This window comes from Cohnella soli (assembly GCF_042655525.1).
In the GTDB taxonomy this organism is placed as follows: Bacteria; Bacillota; Bacilli; order Paenibacillales; family Paenibacillaceae; genus Cohnella; species Cohnella soli.
The window spans coordinates 886,594-906,005 of the sequence record NZ_JBHSMI010000067.1 but is presented as its reverse complement, the minus strand read 5'-3'; the positions used below and the strand labels follow the sequence as shown (position 1 = coordinate 906,005).

The 19,412-nt window shown below is 50.5% G+C and carries 15 protein-coding genes; 11 read left to right on the top strand and 4 right to left on the bottom strand.

Going from position 1 to position 19,412, the window contains the following annotated elements; genetic code table 11:
- The first annotated feature begins 5 nt into the window (after positions 1-5).
- Both ACFPOF_RS33180 and ACFPOF_RS33175 read left to right on the top strand, forming a co-directional pair.
- Positions 6-1,016 (top strand): AraC family transcriptional regulator, encoded by a 1,011-nt coding sequence (locus ACFPOF_RS33180; RefSeq protein WP_378140419.1) that lies wholly within the window; start codon positions 6-8, stop codon positions 1,014-1,016.
- Between the two features lie 199 nt (positions 1,017-1,215).
- A complete protein-coding gene (locus ACFPOF_RS33175; protein WP_378140418.1) occupies positions 1,216-2,007 on the top strand; it encodes an SDR family NAD(P)-dependent oxidoreductase in 792 nt (263 codons plus the stop codon).
- Between the two features lie 325 nt (positions 2,008-2,332).
- Here the strand turns inward: ACFPOF_RS33175 and ACFPOF_RS33170 are convergent, their stop codons facing one another.
- The 3 genes from ACFPOF_RS33170 to ACFPOF_RS33160 all read right to left on the bottom strand — a co-directional run bounded on the left by ACFPOF_RS33170 (position 2,333) and on the right by ACFPOF_RS33160 (position 4,876).
- Positions 2,333-2,752, bottom strand: coding sequence for a MerR family transcriptional regulator (locus ACFPOF_RS33170; RefSeq protein ID WP_378140417.1), 420 nt, complete (start codon positions 2,750-2,752; stop codon positions 2,333-2,335).
- A 21-nt stretch (positions 2,753-2,773) separates the two neighbouring features.
- Positions 2,774-3,508, bottom strand: a complete 735-nt coding sequence (locus ACFPOF_RS33165) for an SDR family oxidoreductase (protein ID WP_378140416.1) — start codon at positions 3,506-3,508, stop codon at positions 2,774-2,776.
- A gap of 498 nt (positions 3,509-4,006) precedes the next feature.
- Positions 4,007-4,876: an AraC family transcriptional regulator gene (locus tag ACFPOF_RS33160; protein ID WP_378140415.1), complete on the bottom strand. Its 870-nt coding sequence runs from the start codon at positions 4,874-4,876 to the stop codon at positions 4,007-4,009.
- A gap of 129 nt (positions 4,877-5,005) precedes the next feature.
- Between ACFPOF_RS33160 and ACFPOF_RS33155 the strand changes: the two genes are divergently transcribed.
- Both ACFPOF_RS33155 and ACFPOF_RS33150 read left to right on the top strand, forming a co-directional pair.
- Positions 5,006-6,502, top strand: a complete 1,497-nt coding sequence (locus tag ACFPOF_RS33155) for a tagaturonate reductase (protein WP_378140414.1) — start codon at positions 5,006-5,008, stop codon at positions 6,500-6,502.
- Positions 6,499-8,046 (top strand): UxaA family hydrolase, encoded by a 1,548-nt coding sequence (locus tag ACFPOF_RS33150; RefSeq protein ID WP_378140413.1) that lies wholly within the window; start codon positions 6,499-6,501, stop codon positions 8,044-8,046. Before ACFPOF_RS33155 ends, ACFPOF_RS33150 begins: the two co-directional genes overlap by 4 nt.
- Positions 8,047-8,222: 176 nt before the next feature.
- On the opposite strand, the gene ACFPOF_RS33145 is transcribed toward ACFPOF_RS33150, so the two are convergent.
- Entirely contained in the window at positions 8,223-10,481 is a 2,259-nt protein-coding gene (locus tag ACFPOF_RS33145) for a helix-turn-helix transcriptional regulator (RefSeq protein WP_378140412.1), read from the bottom strand.
- Positions 10,482-10,745: 264 nt separating this feature from the next.
- Here ACFPOF_RS33145 and ACFPOF_RS33140 point away from each other — a divergent pair, with 264 nt between their 5' ends.
- The 7 genes from ACFPOF_RS33140 to ACFPOF_RS33110 all read left to right on the top strand — a co-directional run bounded on the left by ACFPOF_RS33140 (position 10,746) and on the right by ACFPOF_RS33110 (position 19,362).
- A complete protein-coding gene (locus ACFPOF_RS33140) occupies positions 10,746-12,419 on the top strand; it encodes an extracellular solute-binding protein (RefSeq protein WP_378140410.1) in 1,674 nt (557 codons plus the stop codon).
- Positions 12,416-13,315, top strand: coding sequence for an ABC transporter permease (locus tag ACFPOF_RS33135; protein ID WP_378140408.1), 900 nt, complete (start codon positions 12,416-12,418; stop codon positions 13,313-13,315). Before ACFPOF_RS33140 ends, ACFPOF_RS33135 begins: the two co-directional genes overlap by 4 nt.
- Positions 13,316-13,328: 13 nt before the next feature.
- Positions 13,329-14,210, top strand: a complete 882-nt coding sequence (locus ACFPOF_RS33130) for a carbohydrate ABC transporter permease (protein ID WP_378140406.1) — start codon at positions 13,329-13,331, stop codon at positions 14,208-14,210.
- Positions 14,211-14,220: 10 nt separating this feature from the next.
- Entirely contained in the window at positions 14,221-15,567 is a 1,347-nt protein-coding gene (locus tag ACFPOF_RS33125) for a GH1 family beta-glucosidase (RefSeq protein WP_378140404.1), read from the top strand.
- 28 nt (positions 15,568-15,595) lie between these two features.
- The gene (locus tag ACFPOF_RS33120) at positions 15,596-16,363 is read left to right on the top strand and encodes an amidohydrolase family protein (protein ID WP_378140402.1); all 768 of its coding nucleotides are present in this window, start codon (positions 15,596-15,598) and stop codon (positions 16,361-16,363) included.
- Positions 16,350-17,159, top strand: a complete 810-nt coding sequence (locus ACFPOF_RS33115; protein ID WP_378140401.1) for an amidohydrolase family protein — start codon at positions 16,350-16,352, stop codon at positions 17,157-17,159. The genes ACFPOF_RS33120 and ACFPOF_RS33115 overlap by 14 nt, the downstream gene beginning before the upstream one ends.
- 70 nt (positions 17,160-17,229) lie before the next feature.
- Positions 17,230-19,362 carry a right-handed parallel beta-helix repeat-containing protein gene (locus tag ACFPOF_RS33110; protein WP_378140399.1) on the top strand — a complete coding sequence of 711 codons (2,133 nt, stop codon included), beginning with the start codon at positions 17,230-17,232 and terminating at the stop codon, positions 19,360-19,362.
- Positions 19,363-19,412: the final 50 nt, after the last annotated feature.

Here is a 19,412-nt window from a genome sequence, read left to right as displayed (position 1 = left end):
ATGCAATGAAATCTGACCGTATAAAATTCCCGTCTGGATTTTGGGCGGGAGTACAACAAATGGGGATTACCCCACACGACGTAGCTCGCAAAGCGCGGCTGCCGCTCACCATTATTACAGAGCCAGCCGTAGTCACTACCGCCCAATATTTCAGAATCTGGCAAGCATACTCCGATCTCGTTGGTGACACTGCCATCGGAATCATCAAGCTTGTAAACTTCTTTGAAACGACACAATACCCACCGACAGTCTTAGCAACCTACCATGCTCGTGACTATCGCGACGCCCTTAACCGAATGGCTCGCTACAAACAGCTGTGCCCTCCGGAAAGCTTGCGTATAACCGAAGAGGGCGAACGCTGTACAATCGAATTGAAATGGTTGCGTAGCGAGCAACCCGGTCCACCAGTGTTAGTTGGAACCACGCTGGCCTTTCTACTAGAACTTGGGCGGCGGGGCACTGGTCAGCCTATAACTGCACGATCCGTGGAGTTTTCTCACTCGATGGGTGATGTAAAGGCTCTTGAAGCTTACTTCGGGTGCCCTATTCGGATTGGCGCAACCGATAACCGATTGACGCTGCGTCGAAGAGATCTGGACCGCCCCTTTATTTCGTATAACAAAGAGTTACTGGAAATCCTAACTCCAGTATTGGACCGGTCATTGGATGAACAGAGCAGCCGTTCAATCCCTGAGATGGTAAAGTGGATCTTGAAGCGCAGCCTAACCGGAGGGCGCCTTGACATTCGGGCTGTGGCGAGTGAGTTGGGCATGAGCGATCGTACCCTACAGCGCCGTCTTATTAACGAAGGGACAACATTCAAGCAGCTGCTGACACAGGCACGGCATGAACAGGCGCGAGAATACTTAGCAGACCCCAAGTTCGATATAAAAGAAGTGGCTTTCTTAATTGGATATGAAGACCAGAATTCGTTTTACCGCGCCTTTCGCCTTTGGGAAGGCGATACTCCTTCAAATTGGCGTTCCGAATATTTCAAGGCACACCCGCCGTCATAGAATCCCCAATCTAACCCGCTCTACGCAGGGCTAGCATTTTCCGGGTTATTATTAGGCGGGTTAAACAAGAATTTTGGCGTTGTATGCTAGTTACCGAACGGTCCAGACAAAGTAATATAATCCCTATCCAAAGCACAAGGATTCCAATTAATAGCTTCTAATCAGCTTGCCGTGAATAACAACAAAGGAGACATATGTTATGGATATGGGATTAAGGAACAAAACAGCTTTAGTAACTGGATCGACGAAAGGCATAGGGAAAGCAATTGCCATTGAACTTGCCAGAGAAGGCGTCAATGTCCTCGTTAATGGACGGAATAATGAAGAGGTAGAACGAATAGTAAATGAATTGAAATCGGAGTTCCCGTCTACCTCTCCTCAGAATGCTACAGCCGATATAGTGGATATTCAGCAAAGAGAAGCTCTATTTGATAAATATTCCCGTGTCGATATTCTGGTTAACAATATGGGTATTTATGAAATCATGTCATATGAGGATGTTGACGATGAAGTATGGGAAAAATATTTCCGAACGAATGTCCTTGCCGCTAATGGATTATCTAAATTTTATCTGCCTAAAATGTTGAAAAACAATTATGGCCGAATAATCTTTATTGCAAGTGAAGAAGCGATTATGCCTTCAGGGCAAATGCCTCAGTATTGTATAACCAAATCAATGTTATTATCACTGTCAAAAAGCTTATCTAAACTAACGGTAGGAACGGAAGTCACATCCAATACGATCATGCCAGGACCAACGCTATCCGAAAATGTATATCAAATCATTGAAAGTATGTTTCCTGATGATATGGCATTTTCGGATAAAGAGAAAAAATTTTATGCTGAAAACCTGCCCCAATCCGAAATACAGCGGTTTATCAAGCCTTTTGAAATAGGCAGGTTGGCTGCATTCGTATGCAGTCCTTACGCATCCGCATTTAAAGGTTCTCCAATCCGTATGGACGGGGGCATGGTGCCTACAATTTTTTAGCATCTATTTCGACTATTATAGGTTTAACAACTGCGTAGCAGTAGGTTGCTCCTATATATTACCGTAGCATATTAAGCGAATGGATACGTTAGTTATAGGACAACAGCGGTAGTCTAAGACTTTATTTTTCAAGTCTTGGTCCGCCTCTGTTTGATTTTTTGTCCAATCTAGTACTTAAATTTAGAAGGCAGCTGATCTTCAATTTCATAACCCCCGTTAAATCAAGCTTCTCAGTCTAAAACCTTATTTTCGCTGGACATCTAAAGAAGATAAAGTAGACTGGCACCCGTTGATTAATGGGCAGAAGAGTTCAATAAGAAAGCTCTCAATCGGCAAATGGGGATTTCCACTTTTTGTTTAAATCCGGATTTACAAGGACCTCTTTATAATTGTCAATTTTGTAATCAATCATCCTTTGTGTCTCCAGTAATCTGTCAATCTCGTTCTGAATTCTATTCTTGTGTTCGATTAGAATGGAGATTCTCTGAGGGAGTGAGGCTTCACCCCTTTCGTAAAGCTTACGGAAACGCTTCATTTCTTCCAGTGTCATTCCGGTTGCTTTGAGTCTCGTTAAAAAGACCATGCCATCCAATTGATGTTTACTGTACGTTCTGTGTCCGCTTGCTGTGCGATCGGCATACGGAAGTAAGCCGATTTTCTCGTAATAGCGGATCGTATCTTCAGACAGCCCCGTGAATTCAGCCGCCTGTTTAATTGTGCTTACGGTTTCGGGAATGTCGATCACTTTGCCGCACCTCCTGACGTATTACCACGGTATCACTCCGTTCTCATCAAAGAAACCGCCGTTCGGACCATCGCCCAGAAGGGTGGCGAGTTTCACGACAATGGAAGCGCCCTGTTCAACGGTACGATAACCCGTATGCCCATTCAAATCCGTAGCTGTGTACCCTGGATCAGCTGAATTTATCTTGATCGGCGTATCTTTTAATTCTTTGGCAAACAAGACTGTTAGTGCATTGACAGCCGTTTTCGAACTCATGTAGGCGAGCAAATTTACTCCGTATTTTTCGGCATCCGATTCCGGGATATCATACTCGGTCAAGGAAGCCAAGCCGCTTGAAAGGTTTACAATTCTGCCAGCAGGCGATTTTTTAATCAAAGGGAGCATTGCCTTAGTGACAGAAAAACTGCCGAAAACATTTGTCTCATAAGTATTCCTTAGAACAGTTAATTCCAGTTGACTCGGAGGAAGACCACTTTCCAAGCACACGCCAGCGTTATTAATCAGAACATCAAGCGCTCCATACTGATCATCAATTTGTTTTACTGCGGATTGTATTGTATCCAAGTCTGTTATGTCCAGGGTAATTGCCTTTGCATTTATGTTCTCAGCCGTCAGGGTAGCCGTCGCTTCCTGTCCTCTTGCTTCATCTCTTGAACCGAGCAATATTGTGAATCCTAGTTTGCCCAGTTGCCTAGCAGTCTCAAGACCAATACCTTTGTTTCCGCCAGTGATCAAAACTATTTTTGATGTGCTCATGATTACGCCCCCTACAAGTGATATTTACTTGATTAACGATCACTATACAACTTGGAGTACACTCCAAGTCAAGAGCAACATTCAAGATAAGAATGTCTTGTTATTGGACTATTGGGGGCGTTAGTTCAATAAAGCAGCAGCAGCAGTCTAGGACTTTATTTTCTGTCCATGGCTGCTGTTGTTTCTTTTTTTAGGTTAGTCTAATTGGGTTTGGGAATTTCACAAGGTCGTTTGAGTGAAATCGAACAAAACCTTCTGCGGATTCGTTAATTGCTCTTCGCAAACGATTTAACGTGGATCTTAATTGGTTATTAGAGGGATAAATAACTGGGCGTTGAAGTTTAACGAGGTTCGAGGCACGCCCGGGTGAGTGCTGCGACGTTTCACATCGTTTAGTTTGATTGAGTACCGCCGAGCCATGCCGTAAATAAAAAGCAATTCATGAAATGAAATAAATCGCCGGGCTCTCTCCGTTGGAGGGATACCGGCGATTTCATTTTAGTGGGAACGCGATCCTTCCGTCCGGTACGCTCTCGGCGACATACCGGTCAACGACTTGAACGCCCGGTAGAAATAGGGCAGGCTTTGAAATCCGCAGGCAAACGCGATCGATTCGACGTTGTCGTCCGTGGCCCGCAGCAGCTCCTTGGCGCGGACGAGTCGTTTGGCGTTGACGTAATCGGTCACATTCATACCTGTTAGCTTTTTGAACGTTCTGGAAAAATGGTGGGGACTGACGCACGCTTTGGCTGCGAGACTGTTCAGCCAGCCGGATTGGCCAGGATTATCGTCGATTTCCCGCAAGGCGTCCATCAACCATTTTGGGCCGGCGCTTTTGTCCCGGTTGCCGTCCGAAGCGGCGGACACCAATCGGTTTAAGCCGAGAAGCAGGCTTTGCAGGTGAAGTCGCACGGATTGCCGAAAGCCTTTCCTTCTGTTCTTGAGCTCCTCCGCGATTTCGTCGAGCGTAGAACTGAATTGCCGTCCGAACGTCTCGGGGAGATCGAGCTTGAACTGTTTGTTCTTACGGGCGGATTCAAAGCATTCGAACGGGACATAGCCATCGCCTAATTCATCCATTCGAACAAATGCCGGCGCGAAAAAGACGGCCGTCGAAACGATGGGCTGTTCGATGTCCGTGAACGATCGGTGAATCGTATTGCCGGGAATGAGAAACAAGTCCCCTTGACGTTTTTCGTAGAAGGTGTTGTCGATAAAAAAAGTGCCATAACCTTCGTGCACGTAAACCAATTCGAACAAGTCGTGCAGATGATCGGGCAACTCGCTTGTCGATGATTTTCGGTCCCGGTGGACGATCTCGAAAGGAAACAACGGGTCGAGGGCAAACGGTTTGCGGAAAGGCTTCATTCGGATCGTCCCTTCGTTGGTATCGTTGCTGTCATTTTATCAATACAGGGTATAAAAATGCAATTACAAGCCATTAAAATCACTTATGATGCGCGTAAAATAAACGGTAGAACGACGTAGGGGGCTGACATGGGTAGGGTAAACCTAAACCGGGAGACGTTGACGTTAGAGCAGCGGGAGCAATTCGAACGGATGGCGGGTAGTCCTGTCACCGTGCTGCAAATCGGGGAAGGCAACTTCTTAAGAGGATTTGCGGATTGGATGCTCCACGTGTGTCGCGAACAAGGGCTTTTACAAGGCAGTGTTGCGGTTACGCAGCCGAGGCCGTCGGGCAGACGGAAAATCGAACAATTGAACGAGCAGGACAGATTGTACACGCTTGTGGTGCGGGGAATCGAAAACGGAAAGAAAGTCGAGCGGCGCGACATTGTTACCGTATTTTCTCAGGCATTCAGTCCTTACGAAGAGTGGGAGCGGATGGGGGAACTGGTCGAGAGCAGCGAGTTGCGATTCGTTCTCTCGAATACGACGGAAGCGGGACTGGTGTATAAGCCGGAGCCGTTAACCGAAGGTCCCGTGCAGTCGTTTCCGGGGAAAATCGCCTATTTGCTCTATCGGCGGTACGTAGCATTCGGTGGTGCGGCAGACAAAGGGCTCATTTTCCTTCCTTGCGAGCTACTCGAGAGAAACGGAGACGCACTTCGGGACGCCGTACTCCGATACGCCGCCGACTGGGGACTTCCGGACACGTATCTCGAGTGGGTGCGCCATTGCAACCGATTTTTGAACACGCTTGTCGATCGAATTGTTACCGGCTTCCCGGACGAGGATCAGGCCGAAACCTGGTTTTCCACGTGGGGTTACGACGATGCACTAACGACAACCGCGGAGCCGTATTATCTCTGGGTGATAGAAGGGGAGGCGGGACTCGACGATGAATTGCCGCTTCGTAAGGCAGGATTAAACGTCGTGTGGACGAATGATTTGGCGTCGTTCCAGCAGCGTAAAGTCAGAATGCTGAACGCGGCGCATACGTGGATGGCTCCGCTCGGCTTGTTGCACGGCATCGGCCACGTTCGGGAATTTATGGAGCATCCGACGTTCGGATCGACTGTACGTGCGGCCATCTTGGAAGACATCACGCTGACGCTGCCGTATCCGCGGACCGAGTTGATGGATTACGGGAACTCCGTGTTCGAGAGGTTTGCCAATCCGTACATTGAACATCGGCTTGCGGACATCGCAATGAACAGTCTCAGCAAATTCAGGACGCGGTTGCTGCCGGCGCTGCGCCATTACGCGTCCTCGGGCAGACCGGTTCCGGAGCGACTCGCCGCCGGACTTGCCGGTTTGCTGCGGTATTACCGCGTCCGGCGGACGGGTGATTCGTTCGAAGGCCGCGATTTGCTTGGGCAAACGTATAAGGTGAAAGATGATTCGGAGTTGCTCAGCGTTCTCGCAAGCCTATGGGAGCAAGCGGAGTTGAATCGTGAGGAGACGGCGGTAACCGTTACGCGATTATTGGCACTCGACTCCGTGTGGGGCGAGAATTTGGCAGCTTGGCATGGGCTAGTTGAAGCCGTATGTGCCATACGGGAATTGTGGGAAGGAGGGAAAAAGCGATGAGCGATTGGGTTCGATTGTCTCCCAGTGATCAAGTGATCGTTGTGCTTCGACCGTTTGGACAGGGAGAGGCGATCATATTGGAGGACGGAGCGTCGGTAACGCTCCAGAAAGAAGTTCTGCGCGGACACAAAATCGCGACGGCTTTCGTGCCGCTGGGCGCGGATGTGCTGAAGTTTGGCTATTCGATCGGCAAGGCAACGGAGGATATTACACCAGGAGATTGGGTGCATACGCACAATTTGGCATCGGGACTGCAAGGTATCACGGAGTATCGTTATGAACCTATGGAGGTTGACGAGGCGGGGACTCTGTCGTCCCGGTTATCTGCAGATGCAGGCCGGACGTTCCAAGGGTATGTCAGAGCGAACGGGGAAGTCGGCATTCGCAATGAGATTTGGATTCTCAATACGGTCGGCTGCATTAACAAAACGTGCGAAATTTTGGCCAAAAGAGGGGAAGCAGCGTTTGCAAATAGAGCGAACGCAGCGGACGGAAATGCAGTGGCAGGGGACGTGGACGGCGTGTTTCATTTTGCCCATCCGTTCGGTTGCTCCCAACTCGGCGATGATTTACGGCATACGCGGAAATTGCTCGCCTCCCTCGTTCACCATCCGAATGCGGCCGGCGTGCTCGTCGTCGGGCTCGGGTGCGAGAACAATCAGATTGAGGGATTCAAGGAAGCAATCGGGGATTATGATCCGCGGCGAGTTAAATTCCTGAAATCTCAAGAGTCGGAAGACGAGTTGGAGGAAGGGCTCGCGCTGATCGCCGAACTGGCTGAATATGCCCGAACGTTCAAGCGGCAGACGGTTCCGGTATCCAAGCTAAAGCTTGGACTGAAATGCGGGGGCTCGGATGGACTATCCGGCATTACGGCGAATCCGCTCGTCGGCGCTGTGTCCGACCGGCTGATCGGGGCAGGCGGGACGGCGGTCTTGACGGAAGTGCCGGAAATGTTCGGGGCAGAGACGATCTTGATGAACCGCGCTGCGGACGAAGCGGTATTCGGCAGCATCGTCTCGCTAATCAACGATTTCAAACAGTATTTTATCCGGCACGGCCAAGAAGTTTATGAAAATCCGTCGCCAGGCAACAAGGAGGGAGGCATCAGCACGCTAGAGGAGAAGTCGCTCGGCTGCACGCAGAAGGGCGGACATGCGACCGTTGCCGACGTCCGGCCTTACGGGGACAGAGTCGTCAAACACGGATTGAACCTGGTCGAAGCACCGGGCAATGACCTCGTTTCCGTTACGGCGCTGACCGCAGCGGGCGCGCACATCGTGCTCTTCACGACAGGGAGAGGAACGCCATTCGGCGGGCCGGTGCCAACGGTCAAAATTTCGACGAATGCCGAGCTTGCGGCGCGCAAGAAACATTGGATCGATTACGACGCCGGACAACTTCTTGAAGGCAGAAACATGTCTGAGCTTGCTGACGGGTTGTGGGAGACGATCCTATCGATCGCTTCCGGAGAGGCACGAACGCATAATGAAACAAACGGGTTTCGCGAAATTGCCATTTTCAAAGATGGTGTGATCTTATAATGTATGTTCATTGCGCAGGCTGAAAGCGGGCTACGAGACTTCCCGGTTGGAGGTTGTGCGTAGGCATAAATATATGGAATGTACAAAGAAACCGTTCCTTCGTAAATGGTGGGTCGCCCTTCCATTTTACCAAAGAACGGTTTCTTTGCGTTAGGGGATAAAACTCTTGAAGCCGTTTACTCGGCGACGATGGAGCGTCTGAATTCTCCGGGTGTGACACCCGTTCCTTTTTTGAACATGCGGATAAAAGAGTTGACGTTCTGATAGCCGATTTTTTCGGCAATTTCCTGAATTTTGAACGAGGTGTTCTTCAGCATATCTTTGGCGTTGGCAATGCGGATGTCGTTCAAGTAGTCGCTGAAATGGGTGCCGGTTTTCTCCTTGAAATGAGCGGACAGATGACCGCTTGAAATATTGAGTTTATCCGCAACCGATTCTTGTGTAACATCGAGATCATAATTGGCGTTCAAATAGTTCATGACAAAGGTGACGATCGGGTCTTCCACCGACTTGTGCAGATGAATGCTATCGGTAGTTTGCGTGAGCAGTCGTTCAAAAAACTCGACGTACTGCTCGACAGAGACTGCTTTTTTCATATGCTGCTCCGGGGAGAAATGCTTCAGAACGGCGGAGATGTCCAGATTGTAGGAAATGAGCGCCTTAATCGCTTTCGTTGTTACTTCCACGGCAAATTGTTTGTAGTGGAAGGCGCCTAAATCTCTTTTGCGCATATGCTCCAGTATACGTCGAACAAGAGCGATTGCGTTCTTCTTGTTGCCGGCGAGCAAGTTGGTGAAAAACTCCTGCTCCTCTGCCGCTGTAAAAACGTACTTCATCGTCTGCGGTTCGTATGCCGTAATGATCTGCGTCTCATGGGTAAGCTTGTGCTGTCCCAGCATGTCCACCGTTTGCTCGTAGGCTTCGGGGAAGCCGAGCATATCGGTTTTCTCAGGATATACGGCGATGGTCAGGACGCAGTAATCTTTATCGAAGTCGAACATAGGTTTTAACGTCGTATGCAGCGCTTGCCACACCTGTTGAATGCTCTCGTCGGTGAACAGCAGTGAAACGATTTGCTCCTTCTCGACTTGCAGCGTGACAGCTTCACCAAATTCCTCCGATAGATGAAGGGCCACTAGTTCCTTAATGGCATAGGAGGCTCGGTCCTGCCCGATTCCAAGCACATGACTGAATTGCTGCGTATACGTCAGATCGAACAAAACCAGATAGAACGGCTTCTTCGTTTCGGTTAACTTCGTCATTTCCTTCTGGTCGGAGTAAATGCTTTTCAAATGCGTAATGTAACCGTAATTGCGCAGCAGCTTGTTCTTGTTCGTCAGGTCGCTGTGGATGTCGCGGTTGGACTGGAGCAAATGCTGAAACTTCTCGCGGATCATCACATATTCGTTAATATTGCTGCCCAGCGCAATATCCGGGTTCATCTTGTTAAGCGACTGGATAATTGCCTTGATCGGCGTGTTGAACCGGATGCTGAGGATGATCGAGATGAGGACGGCGGCCACAATAGCCACAATCAGCAGTACGACCAGCAGCGCATTGAGCCGGGCTACCTCGGAGGCGATTTTCCCGTTGGGAATCGATTGCACGTATGTGATGCCGGTTTTCGCGCCCGTTTTGACAAAAGCATAGTCGCTTCCATGCTTTACGTAGCCTTTCGCGAGATCTTCTTGGGCGAACTCAATCTGCTGCCCTTGCGATCCATAGTGGTATAATAAAGCGCCATCGCTATCCTGCATGTGGAAGGTTGAAGGGTCGGACACCTGAAACGATTGAAACAGCTTGTCTGCGTTCAGGAAGGCGATAATATAGAAATCCTCGAATTTGTTCTTAATGACGACGGGCAGTAGGTTGCCGACAGACCGTTTGGTGCGATCCGGATTGATACTGGAAAAGTTCGCCGCTGGCAACAGCCGAAGCCGATCATCCCTCAGAAATTGCATTTCCCAAAATTGCGGCGGATACGCCATATTAACGTAACGCGAGGAGAAGGCCTCTCCGGCGTTGTCAAACCCGGATGCGTCCACGACGACGCCGGGCTTCTGGAAATAGAACAAAATATTGTTCAAGTGAAGGAGCGGATTCGTCAGCAAGGCGTTTAGCTTGTCGCGGATGCGGAAATATAACTCGTACTCGATCGGCGACGGGTTATTTTTGAAAGCGGATACAGTTTCGTCGAAAAAGAAGCTGCTCAGCATGTTGTCGATGAGTTGCAGGTGGTTTTCATAACTGTCGGTCGTCTTGCTCAAATTCAATTGGTTCGCATGGATGATTTCGTTCTTAATTTTGGTTTGAAAGAAGGAGAAGGACAGAGCGTTAAACGACAGCAGCAGCACAATGATGCCGAGAAAGCCGGACAGCAGGCGCAGAAGCAAGGAATTTTTGGGCAATGAAAACAGACGGTACTTGTTCATCATGGTAGCTCGGATTCCTTTCCTCTGTTTCAGTTCTCCCCTCATTTTGCTGCGCGACCACAGGAAAATCAATATGCTTTTCCCCATCGAATACACCTATTTGCGGATGAACTGCAAAATCGCAGATTTGGCGTGGAAGTGTGCGTATACAGATACGGCTTCCACCGGTACTGTAGTTGTCAAGCGGTCAGTTCCCGACGGTTTCGACAATGGCTCGAATAAGCCAAGGGCGGTCGCATAACTATCACACAAAAGAGGTGTTGCTCGTTGCAAACGAAAATGAAGAAAAGAACGAAAAAACGACAGTTGGTTTCGTCAGTCGCTTCGACGTTAGTCCTCGCATCGCTAGCACTTGCGGGTTGTTCGAATTCGACTAAGGATGCGCAGCAGCCCACTTCTTCTCTGGCGGGAAGCGCTGAGGCAAGTGCTAGCGAGGCTAGCAAGCAGGGGGATGACAAGCAGAACGGTACGCAAATCGTTGCGCCGGGATCCCTTACGCTGCGTGTAGGCATTCAGGACAGTTACTATGCGCCCGGCAGCTTGGCGAATAATTTGCCGGTATTTCAACAGATCGAGCAAAAAACCGGGGTCAAGCTCCAATGGGAGGTTACCCCGCCGGATCAGTTCGGTCAAGTCATGCAGCTGAAACTGGCGTCGGGCAAAGACTTGCCGGACTTGATCCAGATGCCGAACGGGGCAAACGATATGGTCAAGTACGGGGCCGAAGGGTTATTGCTGCCGTTGGAAGATTTGATCGACCAGTATGCGCCGAATATTAAGAAACTGTTTGAGAAAGACCCGAATATCGTCAAGAGTCTAAAATCGCCGGACGGCCATATTTACGGCTTGACTACGCTCAATTACTCGCCGCAAATGACGACGATCATTATTCGTAAAGATTGGCTGGACCGTCTGAATTTGAAAGCGCCGGAAACGATCGACGAATGGCTGACCATGCTGCGGGCGTTCAAGGAGAAGGATCCGAACGGCAACAAAAAAGCTGATGAAATTCCGTTATCCGTTGCCGGTACGCTCGGTGTGCTGCCGTTGTTCGGCAATGCGTTCGGTTTGCATCTTTTTGAGGGGCGTGACTGGTGGGCGGATGCGAATGGCAAGGTAAACTACGAGTGGATGGACGACAAGATGAAGGATTTGTTGGCGTTCCTGAACACGCTCTATAAGGAAGGGCTGCTCGACCCCGGTTACCCGACGACGCAGGACGATAAGCAATCGGCGAATATCAATAATAATCTGGTCGGCTCGTTCTACAAGCATATGGGCAATATTCCGATTCTGGAAGGCGTATTGAAGCAAAGCGGCGTCGCAGACGCCAAGTTGATCGGGATTGCGCCTCCTGCGGGCAAGGACGGGGAGCGCTATTTACTCGGCAATCCGTTGACCGGCGTATTCGTTGCGGTTAACAAGGGCGTCAAGGATCCGGTGGCGACAATCAAGTGGCTCGATTATGTGTTTGCGTCCGAGGAAGGACAGCGGTATATGATAGCGGGCGTCGAAGGCGTGACCTACACGCTGGACAATGGAAAAATCAAGCTGACGGATTCGTTCTTGCATCCCGAGCCGGGTGTCGATCCAGGCAGAGCAGTCGGGACGGAATCGGTGTTACCGCATATTCTGAGCAATGATTTTTTCGAGGCATACTGGACGGCTGCCAATCCAGAGCTATGGGCGCAAACAAAAGAGTTGCAGAAATTTGTCATTCCAATATATCCGCAAATTATCGATTCACCGGAAGAGCAGCGCAAAGAAAGCCGCCTGTCGGGCGATATAACGACGTACAAGGACGAGATGTTGTTAAAATTCATTACGGGCAAAGAGAGTCTCGACAACTTCGGCAAATATCAGGAAAAACTGAAAAGCATGGGCATCGACGAGTGGAGCAAAATCGAACAACAAAAGTATGACCGCGTTTCGCAAAAATGATGATGACCAAATGGAAGAGGGACAAGTACATCTGGCTGCTTCTCTCGCCTGTGCTTGTTTACTATGCGGTGTTTCATTACGCGCCGATGTACGGAATCATCATTGCCTTTAAAGATTATTCACCAGTCAAAGGCATCTGGGGGAGCCCTTGGACGGGGCTCCTATGGTTTCGGGAGTTCTTTGATTCCATCTACTTCGGCCGCCTGTTGACGAATACGTTAAAGCTTAGCCTGTACGGCCTCTTGTGGGGGTTCCCGATTCCGATTTTGTTTGCGCTGCTGCTTAATGAATTGAAGCAGGGTGTATTCAAGAAAGTCGTACAGACGGTCAGTTATCTCCCGCATTTCATCTCGATTGTCGTGATCTGCGGTCTTGTCGTCTCGTTCGTGTCTCCCACGACAGGAATCGTTAACGTGCTGCTCAAGCAGTTGGGCCTTGCGCCGATCCATTTCCTCGCGGAGCCGGAATGGTTTCGAACGATCTATATCGGTTCGGGCATCTGGCAGTCATTTGGCTGGAATTCAATTATTTATATCGCCGCGATCGCTTCGATCAATCCGGAGCTGTACGAGGCGGCTGTTACGGACGGAGCCAGTCGTTGGGAGAAGATGAGGTACATCACGTTGCCTGGTATCTTTCCGACGATCATGATTTTGCTGATGCTGAACTTCGGCTCCCTGCTTAGCGTCGGGTTTGAAAAAATTATTTTGCTGTACAATCCATCCACATACGAGACGGCCGATGTCATCTCTACCTATGTGTATCGCAAAGGATTGCTTGATTCCGACTTCAGCTTTGCCGCTGCGGTATCGCTGTTCAACAGCGTCATCAATTTCATGCTGCTCGTCCTCTTCAACAGGCTCAGCAGAAAAGTTACTGAGGTATCCTTGTGGTAAGGAGAGCTGCTTCATGCGTGCATATCACCAATCGCTAAAGGAACGGGTCGAGGATGCGCTCATTGCGCTTGTCATGTTGGGAGCCTTGATCATTACGTTGTACCCGTTCATCTATGTATTCAGCTTGTCGGTCAGCGACCCGCAGGAAGTGGCCAAAATGTCGGTGTGGCTGTTCCCGAAAGGATTTTCACTGGAAGCGTACAAACGGGCGTTCAGCAACCCGGGTTTGTTCCTGTCCTACTACAATACGATCATTTATACGGTCGTCGGCACGGCTGTGAATGTCACGATGACGGTATTGGCGGGGTTCACGCTGTCGCGCAGGACGTTTGCCAGCCGCCATGTCATTATGATGCTGATTGCGTTTACGATGTTTTTCGGCGGCGGACTGATTCCCGAATATTTGCTCATACAATATCTCGGCCTGTTCGATACACGTTGGGCAATCATCCTTCCTTCGGCTGCAAGCGCATTTTTGATTATTATGGCTCGAACATTCTTTCATGAAATACCGGAAAGTTTGTATGAATCGGCGTACATTGATGGCGCTAACGATGCGCAGATCATGTGGAAAATCGCTGTTCCGCTATCCAAGCCGATCCTGGCGGTGCTCGCATTATTCTATGCGGTTGCCCAGTGGAACAGCTATTTCCCGGCGATGATTTATTTAACCAGTCCTAAGCTTCAGCCGCTACAGATCTATTTAATGAAGTTGCTGATTCAGGAGGACAATATGACGCTGCTCGGCTCGTTGACCGGGTTCGACCGGGTGCTCGAGTCGCTATCGATCAAATATGCGGTCATTATTATCGTGATTTTGCCGATCGTGCTGATTTATCCATTTCTGCAGCGTTTCTTCATTAAAGGAGTCATGATTGGTTCAGTGAAAGGTTAGGAGGTAAGAGATGATCCATTTTTCATTTCCTTCCCGCTTCATGTGGGGAGCAGCTACGTCGGCTTTTCAAATCGAAGGCGGCGTGACGGAGGGCGGTCGCGAGGCAAGCATCTGGGATGTCGCGGCCCGCGATTACCCAGACCGCTTCTGGAATGGGGATACACCCGAAACGGCTGCCGACTTTTATCACCGGTATCCCGAAGATATTGCCTCGATGAAGGAACTGGGCTTGCGGTCGTTTCGCCTGTCGCTTTCCTGGTCGCGGATTCTACCGGAAGGGACGGGGGAGGTAAACGAAGCGGGGCTGGACTATTATGACAAAGTCATCGATTGCTTGCTCCAGAACGGCATCGAGCCTTTCGTTGATCTGTATCATTGGGATTTGCCCCAGGCACTGGCTGAGCGGGGTGGATTTAAAAATCCGGACATCGTCGATATTTTTCGTCGTTACGCGGAGATTTGCTTCAGGCGCTACGGCGATCGCGTCAAGCTGTGGAGTACGATGAACGAGCCGTCAGTGATGGCATTCACATCATACTTGAACGGAATATATCCGCCCTATGAGCGGGATATGAAGGGCGCTCTGCTCGCTGGACATCATATGTTGCTGATGCACTACGAAGCGGTCAAGCTGTATCGCTCGCTTCGGCTAGACGGCGAGATTGGCGCGGTAGTCGCATTCGTCCCCGTATATCCGGACACCTTGTCGGCAGAGGATCGGGATGCGGCGAACCGGCAGTTCGACTTCGTATGCGGCTGGTGGTTGCAGCCGCTGCTAGAGGGCAGCTACCCGGAGTCCTTGCTGCAAGCAGCGGAGATTGGTCCACATCTGCCGGACGGCAGTGCGGAGCAATTGCGCGAACGGTTCGAGCCGATGGATATGATTGGGCTGAATTATTACACGCCGGCTCGTTGCCGCTATGAGGCAGAGGCATTTCTATCGTCGACATCGGTGGAGAATTTCTATGCGCAAAGCGATTATGGATTTCAAGTCTATCCGCAAGGTTTGTTCGATTCGCTGCGCTATATGAAGGATCGGTACGGCAATCCGAAGATGTACCTGACCGAGAACGGGTTTGCTCATGATTCCGTGGACAAGCCGCCGGAATTACAGATTGACGACGATGACCGCATCGCGTATATGCGGGAACACCTGCGTGAGCTGCACAGGGCGATCGGGAGCGGTTGCAACGTACATGGTTACTACTACTGGTCGTATACCGACACGTACGAGGCGACATCCGGCTATCGGTACCGTTTCGGTCTTGTGCAGATCGATTACGAGACGCAGCGGAGAACCCGGAAGAAGAGCTGGCATTATTACCGGGATGTGATCGCGGGTCATACAGTCGATTGATGCACGCGCTAATGAGGTGGGTGAACTGATGCGAAAAATCGATGTTAACGCGATGATCGGCATGTACGTGAAGCAGGATTTGGCCATCCAGGGCGCGCAAAGTTTTCTGGAGGCAATGGCTTTTCATCAGATTGAGAAGGCGGTCGTCTATCATGCGGACGCCCGGTTTTATAATCCAATTCAGGGTAACGAGAAGCTGCTTCGTCTTGCGAAGCAGCACGATTGCCTGATTCCTTGCTTTATTTTATCTCCTCATTACAAATACAGCGGAGGATGGGAGGCATTGGAGCAGCAGTTGCAAAGGGAGGATATTCGCTTTGCGAAGCTGTATCCGAGCTTGCACGGCTATTCGCTGAATGACGCTCATACGGACGCGATGTTCGAGATCGCCTTGCGCCAGAACATGACGATGCTGCTGAGCGCAGGCGAACTGACGGATGCGGCGGGAGGGGCCGAAAGCTTTGTGCGATTATGCCGGGACTATCCGAACGTCAACATCGTGCTGGTAGAAGCGCTGTACCGTCGCAACATGTCATTATACGGCTATTTGGAACAATTTGAGAACATGCATATCGAATTTTCGACACTCAACAACTGGCTGGCGTACGAGGAGGCGGTTCGGCTGTTCGGCTCGAAGCGGCTGCTGTTCGGCTCCAATATGCCGTTCAACAGCCCAGGCCCGGCGATTACGATGCTGTCTTACTCCGACCTATCGCATGAGGACAGAGACAACATCGCCTGTCTGAATGCGGAGCGGTTGATTAGCGGTGGAGGTGATCGCAGTGCGGTTCAGTGAATATGCGGAGGAAGGGCTGCCGCTGCGCGATATTTTGGTTATCGACACCCATTGCCATCTCGGATGCTCGCCGAATCCGTTCATTCCGTACGCGGATGAAAACGAGCAATTGATCCACTTCCAAAGATCGATGAATAGGGTCGGGGTCGATTATGCGGCGATTTCAATGATGCGCGGGCTGTATACGGATGAACTGGAAGCAAACCTGGATTTGGCGGAGATGTTGAAGACGAACAGCAACCTGCTCGGCTGGGCGACCTACATTCCGTATTTGAGTGATAAAAGCTTGCGTATAGCCGAACAATGCTTGTCCGCATCCGACCGGTTTATCGGCTTGAAGGTGCATCCGGAGGTGAATGATTACCGGATTGACCAAGAAAAGTACGCGCCGATGTGGGAATTTGCCGACGAGAGAGGATTGCTTGTGCTGGCGCATGCCTGGGGGGCGAATTCGGACCCGTCTCTGTTCGCGGAAATTCCCGCCCGCTACAGAAATATGAAGCTGCTTCTTGCCCATCTCGGCGGCGTGGAACCGGCAATTACGACCTCGCTGCAGCTCGCTAATCGATACGACAATGTATATCTCGATTTGACGGGCAGTTTGATTTCCTCCAGATGCACCCTGAAGCAGTTTACGGAGCGGACGGACCCGGACAAATTGCTATTTTCCAGCGATATGACGTTCTTGGGCCTGTATTCAGAGATTGGCAACGTGCTGTACGCCGATATTCCCGACTCGGTCAAAGAGCGAATATTGGGCTTAAACGCCAAAAGGCTTTTGAAGTGTATTCCTTAACGAATGCAGGGAAATGTAAGCGCTTCGAAAGGTTCAGAGCTTACTAAATCATACGTAGGAGGAATGAACGATGTTGGGGGAAAAAAGTATGGAATCAACCGAGCCGCAAAATATGGAGCAGGAAAAAGGGATGATCAGCAGACGGAAATTGCTCGCCTCGTTAGGGATGGCGGGGGTGGCACTCGCTTCATCGGGGCTGATAAACGGGACATCTATGAAAGCCTATGCGGATCCGGCGGATAACCGTTCGAAAGTAAAAGACTTGATGAAGATGGATTCGGTTGAGACGACAACGATAGCCGGATTAAGAGCGAACACGCAGCCTTCCGCCGAGTTTGTCTATTTTGTGAAAGATACCGGAATGGAAGGTCTCTTCAAGTATGATCCGTCCGACACGGTCTCTGCGGACGATGGGGCTACGGTGATCGTTTCGGCGAACGGTGGAAGGTTCAAGCGGATTGTCGACAATACGTTCAGCTTTCTGTGGTTTGGCGGTAAGGGAGACGGGGTGACGAACAATGCGGCTGCCTTCAAGCGGTTGGCTAAGTTCGTCAACGCCAGAGGCGGGAATTGCACTGTCGTGTTTCCGCCCGGCGTGTATGCGTATACCCCGTCGGATACCGGCGATTACGAGTGGCGCATGTCGGTCGAATTTGTCAACGTGAAGCGTCTGACGATTATGGGTTACGGCGCTGTAATCAAGCAGGTGAAGAACCCGTCGTGGACGGCCGGAGGCCTTCCCGCCAATCAGGAAGGCCCTATGCAGTTCCGCGGAGGGAACGACACGCCGGGCGAGTGCTGCGATATTGCCGTCTATGGGTTGACTATGGAGGGCGCTCGGGTGCCGTATAGCCAGGCGACCGGGGACGGCGCTTGCTGCGGGTTAATATTCCGGGGCGTTTATCGCATAGTCGTCAAGGACGTTGTCTGCACCGGCTGGGGGACGGACGGGCTGTTAATTATAGCGTCTTATGTCGACTATTATGGTTCGCAGCAGGCTCTGATCGAAGGCTGCCGCATGGACAACAACACCAGGCAGGGCATATCCATCGCCCGCTGCGATGATGTGACGATTACGCAGTGTAAGATTACGAATACGAATGGCGGTTCATTCGGGCATGGTATCGATTTTGAGACGGACACCCATTCGCAGAGAAATATGATCGTCAGCAATTGCCAGTTTCAAAATAACGAACGGGGTTCATTAAACTTTATCCGAACTTCCCATGTGGTCATTTCCGGTTGCGTCATGGAGGAAGGAAATACGAACGGCGCGATCTACGCGGACGGAGTTGCCTCCGATATTATTATCGAAAGCAACGTGATTACGACAAACAGGGCGTGCCTGTTTTTGATGGGGAACGACTTGACGAACTTTATTTTCCAGAACAATATCGTCAAAACGACGGATCTGCCGTTCAACAGTGCGACGGTTCGCATCAATCCGTTCGGGGTGGCTAAGAGGCTGGACAATATTATCTTGCGGCATAACGAGTTTTCGGGTACGGGCGGCTTATATGTCGATATGGAAGGCAGATTCTTTTTTGAGCATAATACGATGTCCGTCTCCCGTCAGGATTCGGCCAGCGCTGATTGCTTCGGCTTCAATCTGGTCGGCCTCGGCATAAACACGGTGCGGCATAATGTGATTACGATACAATCGGATGTTCAATTCGCCGAGAAGGAAGTTTATATGATTGACGGGGTGTTCGAAGGAAACGAACTGACCAGTCACGCCGCAGCCATACTGAATATCAAAAGCAAAGGCGCGGGGCGCGTGATGCGGATCGGCCATAACCATTTCAGTACGAATTTTTACTATAAGGGCGAGCACGTCTCGTTGAATTTGTATGCCGAGGGCGCCGTGGTCGAATATGTGGCCGGCGATTTCGCAACCGTATACCGGAGAGTGAACGGGGGGCGGCAGCGGGTGCTGAACGGCACCGATGCGCAAGTCGGGGATATTACCTTCGTCGGGGATAACGGCAAGCCTTCGATTTCCTATATATGCGTGACAGCCGGTAGCCCTGGTGTTTGGCAATCGTACAGCCATGTCGTGCAGAAAGGGACATCGTTCGCCCGCCCGTTGATGTACGCATTCGACGCGGGGGTGATGTACCTGGACACGATGCTCGATCCCGGCGGCAAGCCGATCTGGTGGAACGGCTCGGAATGGATTGACGCCACGGGCACGGTTGTGTGATCGCTTCCGAAGCAGGGCTTGTATAAACTTAACGAAAACGGAGGTAATAC

Coding starts and splice junctions, on each gene's coding strand:
- ACFPOF_RS33180 (WP_378140419.1), top strand. CDS start 6: ATGAAATCTGACCGTATAAAATTCCCGTCTGGATTTTGGGCGGGAGTA.
- ACFPOF_RS33175 (WP_378140418.1), top strand. CDS start 1,216: ATGGATATGGGATTAAGGAACAAAACAGCTTTAGTAACTGGATCGACG.
- ACFPOF_RS33165 (WP_378140416.1), bottom strand. CDS start 3,508: ATGAGCACATCAAAAATAGTTTTGATCACTGGCGGAAACAAAGGTATT.
- ACFPOF_RS33160 (WP_378140415.1), bottom strand. CDS start 4,876: ATGAAGCCTTTCCGCAAACCGTTTGCCCTCGACCCGTTGTTTCCTTTC.
- ACFPOF_RS33155 (WP_378140414.1), top strand. CDS start 5,006: ATGGGTAGGGTAAACCTAAACCGGGAGACGTTGACGTTAGAGCAGCGG.
- ACFPOF_RS33150 (WP_378140413.1), top strand. CDS start 6,499: ATGAGCGATTGGGTTCGATTGTCTCCCAGTGATCAAGTGATCGTTGTG.
- ACFPOF_RS33145 (WP_378140412.1), bottom strand. CDS start 10,481: ATGATGAACAAGTACCGTCTGTTTTCATTGCCCAAAAATTCCTTGCTT.
- ACFPOF_RS33135 (WP_378140408.1), top strand. CDS start 12,416: ATGATGATGACCAAATGGAAGAGGGACAAGTACATCTGGCTGCTTCTC.
- ACFPOF_RS33130 (WP_378140406.1), top strand. CDS start 13,329: ATGCGTGCATATCACCAATCGCTAAAGGAACGGGTCGAGGATGCGCTC.
- ACFPOF_RS33125 (WP_378140404.1), top strand. CDS start 14,221: ATGATCCATTTTTCATTTCCTTCCCGCTTCATGTGGGGAGCAGCTACG.
- ACFPOF_RS33120 (WP_378140402.1), top strand. CDS start 15,596: ATGCGAAAAATCGATGTTAACGCGATGATCGGCATGTACGTGAAGCAG.
- ACFPOF_RS33110 (WP_378140399.1), top strand. CDS start 17,230: ATGTTGGGGGAAAAAAGTATGGAATCAACCGAGCCGCAAAATATGGAG.